Source organism: Olleya sp. ITB9, assembly GCF_001315805.1.
GTDB classification, from domain to species: domain Bacteria; phylum Bacteroidota; class Bacteroidia; order Flavobacteriales; family Flavobacteriaceae; genus Olleya; species Olleya sediminilitoris.
On record NZ_BCBW01000040.1, the window covers coordinates 74,673 to 85,483 of the forward strand.

General features: G+C 30.3%; 12 protein-coding genes. 4 read left to right on the forward strand and 8 right to left on the reverse strand.

Annotation, left to right across the window (positions count from 1 at the left end):
- Window positions 1-7: 7 nt before the first annotated feature.
- Complete coding sequence (locus ITB9_RS12265; protein WP_261975643.1) at window positions 8-868, reverse strand: YicC/YloC family endoribonuclease; 861 nt, start codon at window positions 866-868, stop codon at window positions 8-10.
- 119 nt (window positions 869-987) lie between these two features.
- On the opposite strand from ITB9_RS12265, the gene ITB9_RS12270 reads away from it, so the two are divergent.
- Window positions 988-1,467: a thioesterase family protein gene (locus ITB9_RS12270; RefSeq protein WP_028291559.1), complete on the forward strand. Its 480-nt coding sequence runs from the start codon at window positions 988-990 to the stop codon at window positions 1,465-1,467.
- On the opposite strand, the gene ITB9_RS12275 is transcribed toward ITB9_RS12270, so the two are convergent.
- The 3 genes from ITB9_RS12275 to ITB9_RS12285 all read right to left on the reverse strand — a co-directional run bounded on the left by ITB9_RS12275 (window position 1,448) and on the right by ITB9_RS12285 (window position 3,243).
- Window positions 1,448-2,350, reverse strand: a complete 903-nt coding sequence (locus tag ITB9_RS12275; RefSeq protein WP_028607609.1) for a DMT family transporter — start codon at window positions 2,348-2,350, stop codon at window positions 1,448-1,450. The genes ITB9_RS12270 and ITB9_RS12275 overlap by 20 nt on opposite strands.
- Entirely contained in the window at window positions 2,340-2,696 is a 357-nt protein-coding gene (locus ITB9_RS12280; RefSeq protein ID WP_028291561.1) for an arsenate reductase family protein, read from the reverse strand. The genes ITB9_RS12275 and ITB9_RS12280 overlap by 11 nt, the downstream gene beginning before the upstream one ends.
- Before the next feature lie 64 nt (window positions 2,697-2,760).
- Window positions 2,761-3,243 carry an OsmC family protein gene (locus ITB9_RS12285; RefSeq protein ID WP_054852465.1) on the reverse strand — a complete coding sequence of 161 codons (483 nt, stop codon included), beginning with the start codon at window positions 3,241-3,243 and terminating at the stop codon, window positions 2,761-2,763.
- 90 nt (window positions 3,244-3,333) lie between these two features.
- Here ITB9_RS12285 and ITB9_RS12290 point away from each other — a divergent pair, with 90 nt between their 5' ends.
- Window positions 3,334-3,789 carry a DinB family protein gene (locus ITB9_RS12290; RefSeq protein ID WP_054852466.1) on the forward strand — a complete coding sequence of 152 codons (456 nt, stop codon included), beginning with the start codon at window positions 3,334-3,336 and terminating at the stop codon, window positions 3,787-3,789.
- Here ITB9_RS12290 and ITB9_RS12295 read toward each other — a convergent pair.
- Complete coding sequence (locus tag ITB9_RS12295) at window positions 3,786-4,523, reverse strand: DUF3298 domain-containing protein (protein ID WP_054852467.1); 738 nt, start codon at window positions 4,521-4,523, stop codon at window positions 3,786-3,788. The genes ITB9_RS12290 and ITB9_RS12295 overlap by 4 nt on opposite strands.
- Before the next feature lie 73 nt (window positions 4,524-4,596).
- Here ITB9_RS12295 and ITB9_RS12300 point away from each other — a divergent pair, with 73 nt between their 5' ends.
- Window positions 4,597-5,736, forward strand: a complete 1,140-nt coding sequence (locus ITB9_RS12300) for a cystathionine gamma-synthase (protein ID WP_054852468.1) — start codon at window positions 4,597-4,599, stop codon at window positions 5,734-5,736.
- 72 nt (window positions 5,737-5,808) lie between these two features.
- On the opposite strand, the gene ITB9_RS12305 is transcribed toward ITB9_RS12300, so the two are convergent.
- On the reverse strand, window positions 5,809-6,609 hold the full coding sequence (locus ITB9_RS12305) for a hypothetical protein (RefSeq protein WP_054852469.1): 801 nt from the start codon (window positions 6,607-6,609) through the stop codon (window positions 5,809-5,811).
- 216 nt (window positions 6,610-6,825) lie between these two features.
- Between ITB9_RS12305 and gdhA the strand changes: the two genes are divergently transcribed.
- The gene (gene gdhA, locus ITB9_RS12310; RefSeq protein WP_054852470.1) at window positions 6,826-8,169 is read left to right on the forward strand and encodes an NADP-specific glutamate dehydrogenase; all 1,344 of its coding nucleotides are present in this window, start codon (window positions 6,826-6,828) and stop codon (window positions 8,167-8,169) included.
- A gap of 46 nt (window positions 8,170-8,215) precedes the next feature.
- Here the strand turns inward: gdhA and ITB9_RS12315 are convergent, their stop codons facing one another.
- Window positions 8,216-9,310 carry a DHHW family protein gene (locus ITB9_RS12315; RefSeq protein ID WP_054852471.1) on the reverse strand — a complete coding sequence of 365 codons (1,095 nt, stop codon included), beginning with the start codon at window positions 9,308-9,310 and terminating at the stop codon, window positions 8,216-8,218.
- Window positions 9,311-9,312: 2 nt separating this feature from the next.
- Window positions 9,313-10,731, reverse strand: coding sequence for an MBOAT family protein (locus ITB9_RS12320; protein WP_054852472.1), 1,419 nt, complete (start codon window positions 10,729-10,731; stop codon window positions 9,313-9,315).
- Window positions 10,732-10,811: the final 80 nt, after the last annotated feature.

A 10,811-nucleotide genomic window follows, 5' to 3' on the forward strand; every position in this document is an offset into this window, starting at 1 on the left:
GTAGTGTTTAAAGCGCGTTTAATAATTGTTCTTTAATTTTTTCAAGCTCGTCTTTCATTTGTACAACCAATTGTTGCATTGGTGCATAATTACTTTTAGAACCTATTGTGTTGATTTCTCTACCAATTTCTTGCGCGATAAAACCTAGTTTTTTTCCGTTAGAATCCGGACTGTTTATACTTTCGTTAAAATAGTTAAGGTGGTTGTTTAGTCTTACTTTTTCTTCGGTAATATCAAACTTTTCAATATAGTATACTAACTCTTGTTCAAAACGATTATCATCGTATTTTTCTCTTAGTTCTTCGACGCCTTTTCTTAACCGTTCTCTAACACCATCTATACGTTCTGGATCCATAAAAATGACTTGTTCAAGTAAGTCTGCAATGTTTTTAATACGATCTTTAAAATCTTGCTCTAAAACCTTTCCTTCATTTAGTCTGTAATCTGATAAATGGTTTAAAGCAGTTTTTATTTCGGCTTCAATTTGTGTCCATTCTGTGTCATCTATTTCTTCTCTAACAGTATTTAATGCATCTGGAAAACGAACAGCCATTTTTAGTAACTCCATTTGGTTACCATCATTATAAACAGCTTTTAATTGTTCCATGTATTGTTTTACAACAGGAGCATTAATTTGTGTTGAGGTATCATCAGCAGTTGTTTCTACATAAATAGAAAAATCTACCTTACCACGTACTAGTTGTTTAGCAATTAATTTACGTAAGTCTAGTTCTTTCTCTCTGTAAATTGAAGGCATTCTAGCATTCAAATCTAGGTTTTTGCTATTAAGCGATTTTAACTCTATAGTTATTTTTTTTGTTGGCAATTGTAATACAGATTTGCCATAACCTGTCATCGAATAAATCATATAAACACTAATTAATTGCTACAAAGGTAAGTAAAATGTCAACGCTTAAGAAATAGAAGTTTTATTATGCGTGCACAGCTAATTATTGTAAATTTGAGTGACCAAAAAACACTAAAATTATGTACAAAAAAGATTTTGAAATAAGATGGAGTGATATTGATGCTAATAGACATCTAGCTAACTCTGCATATATAAATTACATGTCACATACACGTACTGCTTTTTTGCAAGATCATGGGTTTTCTTTAATGACATTAAGTAAAGCCGGTTTAGGTCCTGTGGTGTTCCATGAGCATGTTCATTATTTTAAAGAAGCTTTTTTAGGGCAACCAATTACTGTAAGCTTAGAGGTATCTGGTTTAAGTGAAGATGGAATGTTTTTTAAATTTGACCATAATTTTTACAATAGTAAAGGCCAAAATTTAGCTTTTTGTGAAATTGTAGGCGCATGGATAGATTTAAATACAAGAAAACTTACAGGTTTACCTGAAGATTTATTACTAATGGCTAATAAGTTTCCGCAAACCGAAGATTATAAAATATTAACCAAAGAAGACATGCGTAGTCATGGACGTGTACCTAAGAATTTAACGTTGTAACTTTAGGCTTTTTAGTTACTAAGTACACACCAAAAAATATTAGTGATGATGCTATTAGCTTGACAGAGGTAATAGCATCACTACCTGCTATAATAGCGTAAATACCTGCTATTAATGGTTGTAGGTAGATAAAAACAGTCACTGTTGATGCTTTTAAATGTCTTAATGCTAAAGGATTTAATAAATAAGTTCCAAAAGTAGCACCAACAATTACAAATGCTATTGAAAACCATATGTAAGGTGTGAAATTGGTTATGTTAATAGCTGCTACATCATTAAAACCAAAAGGTAAAACCATAAAAAAGCCAATTAAAAACAACCATCTTATAAATGTAAATGGATGGTATTTATAGGTTAGTTTTTTTATAATTATAATGTAAATACTGTATGAGACTGCATTTAGTAAAATCATTATATTACCTAAAAACACATTGTCTCCTGGACTTTTAGAGCCACCATAAATGGTTAAAACTGCAGCTCCTGTAAAACCAAAAACAACACCTAAAACTTTTAGTTTGGTTACTTTTTCTTTTAGATAATATGATGATAGTAATAATACGATAATAGGACTGGTTATCATTATTACAGAGGCGTGTATTGGTGTTGTTAATTCTAGCCCTTTAAAAAATAAGAGCATGTTTGTAGCGACACCAAAGAAGGCTGCATAAACCAGTGTTAAAAAGTCTTTTTGATCTATTTTTTCTTTTGGACCTAAAAAACTAAATAGCCAAAACAATATTGCTGTACCACCAACACGAAGGACTATAAAACCAAAAGGTTTTACAAATCCACCAACCATTACATCTTTAGCAAATGTGTAGTTTAACCCATAAAGGATTTGAACGGTTAAGGCTGCCAATAATGCCCAATATCTAGCTTTCATCTAATGCTTGTTTTGTAAGTTGAGTTGTCTTTTTAGAATTACCAATAAATATCTGGTCATCCATAACAATGACTGGACGACTTAAAAAGGTGTAATGTTCTAGCAGATAATGTTTGTAATCTTTTTCGGTTAGGGTTTGGTCTTTTAAACCCATTTCTTTGTATAGTTTAGCTCGTCTGCTAAACAATGCTTCATAACTACCTGCTAATGCTGCTAACTCATCTACTTGTTGAGCTGTTAGTGGATTAGCTTTTATATCTTGTAACTGAAAAGTTTCAGGAAGATTTAATTCGTTTAAAATTCTTAAACAAGTGTTACAGGTTTTAAGGTAGTATACTTTTTTCATTTGTACTATTTTTAAACAAAGGTCGTTTTTTTTAGCAAAAAATAACTTCTTTTTGTATTTAAAACTATGGTTGGCTTGGCGAAGCTTCCGCGAAAGCGTTATGTGTTATAGGAAAATTACATGATCTAGCTATAAAGCACATTTGATTTGCTTGATGATGTAGTTGATTGGCTTTATCTACCATGTTTTGATCTTTGACTTGTACTTTTGGGTTTAATGTGACATTAGTAAATTGTCCACTTCCATTGGTGTTTTCTTGCATTGTGCCTTCTGGTTGGTCTTGATAATTGGTAACAATAATATGGTTTGTTGCACATAGGTGTAAATACCATAACATATGGCAAGAGGCAATGGACGCTAGTAAAAGTTCTTCTGGATTATATCTTGAGGGATCACCCAAAAACATTGGATCTGCACTAGCTAGTATAGTTTGACTTTTTTGATCGTGATTAATGGTGTGATTGCGGTTATATGCTTTGTAATTTGTGGTGCCTTGACCAAGATTACCTGTCCAGTTTAGGGTTGTTTTATAGTGGTGTGTTTTCATGGTAATTATATTTGGTTACAAGTTAATTATTGAAAACTTATTTTTCTGAAGATTTTTTAATTTACTTACTTTTGACAAAAAAAGAATATTATGGACTTTACTTTTGATGTTGCAATTAAAAACAGAATGTTATTTAAGCATTTTTTAGAAAACTTTACTTTAGATCAGTTAAATAAAGTACCTGAAGGATTTAGTAATAATATGTTTTGGAATATTGCACATACAGTAGTCACACAACAGTTATTGGTTTATAAATTATCTGATGTGCCAATGCTTGTAAGTGATGCTTTGGTTGAAACTTACAGAAAAGGAACTAAAACAGAAAGACCAGTAACACAAGCTGAAGTGGATGAGGTTAAAAGGTTGCTATTTTCTACTATCGAAACCACAAAAGTAGATTATAATAATAACGTGTTTAAAACTTATACAGAATATACAGTGTCTACAAAAAGTACTTTAACTTGTGTAGATGATGCGTTGGTTTTTAATAATTTTCATGAAGGTATACATTTAGGGTATATCCTTGCGCTTAAAAAGTATGTTTAATAATTTAAATACTGATTGACCACAGTGTAAGGTATAGTAAATTCTACTAGTTGCTTGGTAAAGTTACCAAGTTCAAAATTATCATATACTATAATTACTCCGTCTTCATTAAAACCAATAGTTTCGGGTAGTTTAAAATTATCTGTGGTATTGTTAACACTGGTGTAGGTAGTTAGTAGCTCTTTATCGTAATATTTTTTGACTAAAGCTTTAAACACCTTCATGTTGTTGACAATATCTTTGGTTTTAAGCGATTTTCCGTTAGATAAATCAAAGTTGAAAAACTTAAATTTTAAACTGCTACTTGCTGCTCCTGTAGTAATACTACCATTCATGGAAACACAAACTAAAGCTTCATTTTGGTAAGATACTTCACCATCTATCAAAGCTTCCCATCTAGGAAACTTAGTATCAAAATCAGCTAGTAGTGTTTCGTTAAAATTAATATAGGCTGCATTAAAAGCATCAATACTTTGATTGATTGTAGTCGTTTTATTTTTGGCACTATCAATATTTAAAACATCACACGCAAAATTAGTTAGTGCGTCGTTTATATTTTTTGCAGTTTTTGATTTTCCGTTTGCTTTTGGAATGATAATTTCCACAAAGGTTTCTTTTTCTTTTGTGATTTCGGTTTCAGAGAAACTCAATTTTTCATCTTTATCACAAGATAAAGTGATTAATAAACAAGACATTACAGTAAAGACTGTTATTTTAGATGTAGTGTTAAACATAGACTAAAGGTTGGGTTCTAGTTTGAATACAACGAAGTAAAAACTATTTTTGTTGTTAACAAAAGTTTTGAACATGAAATTTAACACAAAAACGATTCATGGTGGTCAAAAACCAGATCCTGCTTATGGAGCTGTCATGCCACCAATTTATCAAACGTCTACTTATGCACAAACGACTCCAGGAGGACATAAAGGTTTTGAATACTCTAGAACTCATAATCCTACACGTCAAGCTTTAGAAAACGCTTTTGCAAGTTTAGAAAATGGATCATATGGCTTAGCTTTTGGCTCTGGATTGGCAGCTATTGATGCTGTTTTAAAATTATTAAAATCTGGAGATGAGGTTATTTCTACCAATGATTTGTATGGTGGAACTTACAGATTGTTTACAAAAATTTTTGAAAACTTCGGTATCAAATTTCATTTTGTAGGTATGAATCAAGCTAGTAATATAGAGCAATACATTAATAAAAATACAAAGTTGATATGGGTAGAAACACCAACTAACCCAATGATGAATATTATTGATATCTCTGAAACTGCTAAAATAGCTAAAAAGCATGATGTACTTTTGGCTGTAGACAATACTTTTGCAACGCCTTATTTACAACAACCTTTAGATTTGGGTGCAGATATAATCATGCATTCAGCCACAAAATATCTAGGTGGTCATAGTGATTTAGTTATGGGAGCTTTAGTTGTAAAGGACAAAGCATTAGCAGATAGGCTGTATTTTATACAAAATGCAAGTGGCGCAATTTGTGGACCACAAGATGCTTTTTTAGCGTTAAGAGGTATAAAAACTTTACATGTAAGAATGCAACGTCATTGTGAAAATGCTAAGACTGTAGCCGAATTTTTAAATGCACATCCTAAAATTGAAACTGTTTATTGGCCAGGTTTTGATCATCATCCAAATCATGATATAGCTAAGGTACAAATGAAAGGTTTTGGAGGTATGTTAAGTTTTGTTACAAAAGGAAACGATTATAAAGAAGCTATTAATATAATTGAAAAACTTAAGGTATTTACTCTTGCAGAGTCCTTAGGTGGAATAGAATCTTTATGTGGTCATCCAGCTAGTATGACTCATGCTAGTATACCTAAATCCGAGAGAGAGAAAGTAGGTGTGGTTGATAGTTTAATTAGGTTAAGTGTAGGTATTGAAGATGAAACCGATTTAATTAATGATCTTAAACAAGCTTTAGCCTAAGCATCATGTTATATAAATAAAAAAGCTCAAGTTATATTTTTAACTTTTTATTTATATAAGTTTAATTATACCCTAATCTAAGTAATATATGTAACCAACGTTAAGCCAAACTAACCAATCATTATGTTTATTACTATTAAGTTGGTGGTCTAAACCATCAATTAAATCGTTAAAATAATATTGACCACGTAAATCTAACATTAAATCAGATGTAGCATTTAATTTATATCTAACACCAATACTAGAAACTATAGACCAGGTAGAACCAGATTCTGGATTTACAGATCCAGGTTGCCAAGGAGAATAAAAATTATTACTATCTAAAACATTTCCAACATCATTTGTTCCGTTGTCGTAATTAGTATAAACTTTTGGATTATAGGAAACATAATGTGCACCTAAACTCACAAAAGGAGCAAGTTTATATCCGTAAGCTTGAAAAGATCTAATGCTTAAAGGGTAAAATTCTAACTGCATACCAATGTCAAAATTATTAGCTTCACCTGTGTGAGATCTTAATTTTTCTGCTTCGTCGCTAGTTCTTGAGCCTTCAACCCATTCACCAAAATGACTTAATTTAGTTTTGTTGTATGAAATTTCAGTACGTAATTTAAAATGGTCATTAAAATAATTGTCAGTAGTATAACAATTACAATTAGCTTGATATGAAAAATTAATGTAATGTACTAAACCTATTCCAAAGCCAGTATTTCCTGAATTTGTTTCGTAATCAGTGCGTAGTCCAAAATCAGACTTAAATGCCACAGGACCAGTTATAACGCCTATCTCATGAGAGAAGCCTAACTGAGAAAACGCATTGCTTGTACATAATAAAATAAGTACAGCTAGAATTAATTGCTTATGGTTAAACATGATTAGGCATATTTTTAAGGACTATTTATTCAACAAATATATAAAATCACGACCAACATACAAATTTTATAGATAAAACGCATTAATTTTTTATTTATTTCGGTATCAACTATATCGATTGCGAAAATCAAAAAAAAATAGGTGTAATATTAAAGATAATGTATCTTTGTATTACTTTTTTACAAATAGTATAACAACATTGTAATTATTTACATAATGAAAAATAAAATTGAAGCATTTTTAGACCTAGTAAAGGAAAAAAATAGTCATGAACCAGAGTTTTTACAAGCTGTTCATGAGGTTGCAGAAACTGTAATTCCTTTTATAGAAGACAATCCTAAATATCAAGGTAAGATGTTATTAGAGCGTATGGTGGAGCCAGAACGTACTATAATTTTTAGAGTGCCTTGGATTGATGATGAAGGTAATACTCAGGTTAATAGAGCATTTAGAGTTGAGTTTAACTCGGCAATTGGACCATATAAAGGAGGATTACGTTTCCACCCATCTGTAAATCTTAGTATTTTAAAATTCTTAGGGTTTGAACAGGTGTTTAAAAACTCTTTAACTACTTTACCAATGGGTGGAGGAAAAGGAGGAAGTGATTTTAATCCAAAAGGGAAAAGTGATAACGAAGTTATGCGTTTTTGCCAATCTTTTATGAGTGAATTATTTCGTCATATTGGAGCAAATACTGATGTGCCAGCTGGTGATATTGGTGTTGGTGGAAGAGAAATAGGTTATATGTTTGGTCAATACAAACGATTAAGAAATGAGTTTACTGGAGTGTTAACTGGTAAAGGAGCTTCTTATGGTGGATCATTAATAAGACCTGAAGCGACTGGTTATGGTACTGTGTATTTTGCTAAAAATATGTTAGCAACAAAAGGAGATTCTTTTTCTGGTAAAACAGTTGTGATTTCTGGATCAGGAAATGTAGCACAATATGCTTGTGAAAAAGCAACACAATTGGGAGCTAAAGTTTTAACTATGTCAGATTCTTCAGGATACATACATGATGCTGATGGTATTGATGCAGATAAACTAGCTCACGTTATGGAACTTAAAAATGTACAACGCGCTAGAATTAGTGAATATGTTACTAAGTATCCTAATGCTACATTCCATAAAGGAGAAAGACCTTGGAGTGTTAATTGTGATATTGCGTTACCATGTGCTACACAAAATGAATTAGATAAATCTGAAGCAGAAGCTTTAGTTAAAAATAATGTAATAGCTGTAGCAGAAGGTGCTAATATGCCAACAACGCCTGAAGCTATTGAAGTTTTACAACAAGCTAAAGTATTATTCTCTCCTGGAAAAGCATCTAATGCTGGAGGAGTGGCAACTTCTGGTTTAGAAATGAGCCAAAACTCGTTACGTTATAATTGGACTAGAGAAGAGGTTGACGCTAAGCTTAATCAAATTATGGATGATATTCACGCATCTTGTGTACAATACGGAACACAAAAAGATGGTTATGTAGATTACGTAAAAGGTGCTAACGTTGCAGGATTTGTTAAAGTTGCAGATGCTATGCTTGCACAAGGAGTTGTATAATTCTAATATACAAATAGCTTAAAAACACCCTTAATCTTTTAAAAGATTAAGGGTGTTTTATTAATAAAGGTTTTGTTAAGTAGGGAAGATTGCGTTCTACAATTTCGTAAATGACAATATCGGGTTTGTAATCTTTGATTAATTTAGTGGATATTTGGTTGTAATTTTTTATGTATTTAGTTTGATTAAAGCTAGTGTTAAAAAATGGGATCCATGCATCACTAAAGGAATCTCTACTCATAAGTAACTTTAGTTTTTTATTAGGATTATAATACGTTAAATCATCATATTTTGAAGATATAGTGTCAACTTTACTTGGTTTTTTTTCATTCAAATCAAAAACCTTTTCCCTTTTATTGATGTTAATCATTTTAGATAAATGATTAACAGGTTTTATTGAGCTACTTACAGTGTAGTCTTTTAAAAGCACTTGATCTATAATATTAGTTTTATTAATGGTTTTTATAACCTCTTGATATGCATAGAATGCTCCTAAGTTATTCCAGTGAGAATCAGTTTTATGATATAGTTTGTTTTCTTCTTTATGACTTAATAGTGTTTGTTGTAAATCAATATAATTAATATTATTAACTTCAAATTCTTTTTTAATTTGATTATAAAACGTGTAGCTATTAGATAACTGATAAGGTAGATACTCTTTGTAAATGCTATGTTTGTTTGGTGCTACAGTTATATAAAACTCGATGTTGTTTTCTTTTAAATATTCAGAAAGAGTTTTAATATTTTTTACAACTTTTAGGATTTGTCTTTTTTTATATTGGGACTCAAAGGTATTAGTTAAGACTTGTTTGTATGAATCTCCTAAATAGTACCAATTATCATGTCCAATTACCACTTTGTTGGGTAATGGGTTTTCGTTTAAAATTTCAGATTTAAAATTGAGGTATTGATTAACAAATGTTTTTTTTAATCCATAATTGCCTAAATAGTAACTTTTGTAATTTTTTAATGTTAATCCAATGTTTTTAAAATTGAATTTAGGAGGTGTTTCAAATTGTGTGTTTTCATTATTAGTCATGCTTTTTTCTATTCCCAAAACCATGACAATATTAGGTGCTAAAAGCATTATTAAAAATGAAGCAATAAATAATCTATATTTTAAATTTTGAAACTGCATCATTTTTAGAATTTAAAATATATGAAAGGGTTGTATGCGTTAGTTGCTATGTAATAGTAGCATAGCCAAAGCAAGGCTAATAATGCTAATGATTTTGTTATAACATAGGATTGGTAAATAACACTGCTTTTAGTTTGTTTGTTAAAAAAACAAACTATTTTCTTGTCTATGGACGTTGATAAAATTAAACCAATTATTAAGGCCAATACTACTTCTGTAGTAAAATAAAAATTAAAATAATCGTAATTGGTTTTGCTGTTAAAGCTGAAAAGTTTTACTAAAAAGGAGGTTGCTTGTTCAAGTGTTTCACTTCTAAAAAACACCCAGCCTAAGAGAATAACCAACAATGTGTAACAATGTGCAATAGCTGAATGTGTTTGTTTTAATATGTTATTAAAACCAAGTCTTTCAATAATTAAAAATAAACCATGCCATAATCCCCAAATTAGAAATGTCCAATTGGCTCCATGCCATAATCCTGTTAGTGTAAATACAATTAGTAAATTAATATAAGTTCTAGTCTTGGTTTTTCTATTTCCGCCTAACGGTATGTATAAATAATCTTTAAACCATCTAGATAAAGTCATATGCCAACGTCTCCAAAATGATTTTATAGATTTAGAAATATAAGGATAGTTAAAATTTTCTGGAAAAGTAAAGCCAAACATTAGTCCTAAACCAATTGCCATATCAGAATATCCAGAAAAATCAAAATAAATTTGTAGTGCATAACAAATTAGACCTAACCAAGCAACAAGTATAGACAACTCCTCATTGGGTAAATTAAAAGCAGCGTCTGCAAAAAAGGCACAATTGTTTGCTATTAGCATTTTTTTTGATAATCCGATTATAAAGCGTTTACATCCTTTGTAAAATTGATGTGAACCAAAATGTTTATTTTTCAGATTGTATTTAATGTCTGTATACCTAACTATAGGTCCTGCAATTAATTGTGGAAACATCGTTATATAGCAAGCAAAATCTATAAAGTTATTATTAGCTTTAATTTTTCCTTGGTACACATCTAAAGTGTAGGACATTGTTTGAAAAGTAAAAAAACTTATTCCAATTGGTAATATAACTTCAATTGTTGAAAACGAAATATTAAACGTACTATTTAATAATAATGAAGCATTATAAGTTATAAAGTAAGCGTATTTAAAATATAAAAGAATTCCTAAATTAAAAAATAAAGAGGTATAAAGGCCTGTTTTTTTATACCCATTTTTAATTAATAAGCCTGCAGAATAATCTACAGAAGCTGAAATTAAAAGCAGTAAAACTAAGTTTTTTTCTCCCCAAGTATAAAAAGCTAAGCTAAATATTAGGAGGACTAAATTCTTAAGATTTTTAGGTGCTAGATAATAGAAGCATAATGCAATTGGCAGAAATAAAAATAAAAAAATAGGGTCTGTAAATAGCATATTGTTTACTAAAAAGCTAACTTAAAATACAATAATAATCAGTAATTTTGGTTTTTGATTAATATAGCTTAAAAAATATA

Excerpts from the sequence above, each read along its gene's own strand:
- ITB9_RS12265 (WP_261975643.1), bottom strand. The coding sequence starts at position 868 with ATGATTTATTCGATGACAGGTTATGGCAAATCTGTATTACAATTGCCA.
- ITB9_RS12270 (WP_028291559.1), top strand. The coding sequence starts at position 988 with ATGTACAAAAAAGATTTTGAAATAAGATGGAGTGATATTGATGCTAAT.
- ITB9_RS12275 (WP_028607609.1), bottom strand. The coding sequence starts at position 2,350 with ATGAAAGCTAGATATTGGGCATTATTGGCAGCCTTAACCGTTCAAATC.
- ITB9_RS12280 (WP_028291561.1), bottom strand. The coding sequence starts at position 2,696 with ATGAAAAAAGTATACTACCTTAAAACCTGTAACACTTGTTTAAGAATT.
- ITB9_RS12285 (WP_054852465.1), bottom strand. The coding sequence starts at position 3,243 with ATGAAAACACACCACTATAAAACAACCCTAAACTGGACAGGTAATCTT.
- ITB9_RS12290 (WP_054852466.1), top strand. The coding sequence starts at position 3,334 with ATGGACTTTACTTTTGATGTTGCAATTAAAAACAGAATGTTATTTAAG.
- ITB9_RS12295 (WP_054852467.1), bottom strand. The coding sequence starts at position 4,523 with ATGTTTAACACTACATCTAAAATAACAGTCTTTACTGTAATGTCTTGT.
- ITB9_RS12300 (WP_054852468.1), top strand. The coding sequence starts at position 4,597 with ATGAAATTTAACACAAAAACGATTCATGGTGGTCAAAAACCAGATCCT.
- ITB9_RS12305 (WP_054852469.1), bottom strand. The coding sequence starts at position 6,609 with ATGTTTAACCATAAGCAATTAATTCTAGCTGTACTTATTTTATTATGT.
- gdhA (WP_054852470.1), top strand. The coding sequence starts at position 6,826 with ATGAAAAATAAAATTGAAGCATTTTTAGACCTAGTAAAGGAAAAAAAT.
- ITB9_RS12315 (WP_054852471.1), bottom strand. The coding sequence starts at position 9,310 with ATGATGCAGTTTCAAAATTTAAAATATAGATTATTTATTGCTTCATTT.
- ITB9_RS12320 (WP_054852472.1), bottom strand. The coding sequence starts at position 10,731 with ATGCTATTTACAGACCCTATTTTTTTATTTTTATTTCTGCCAATTGCA.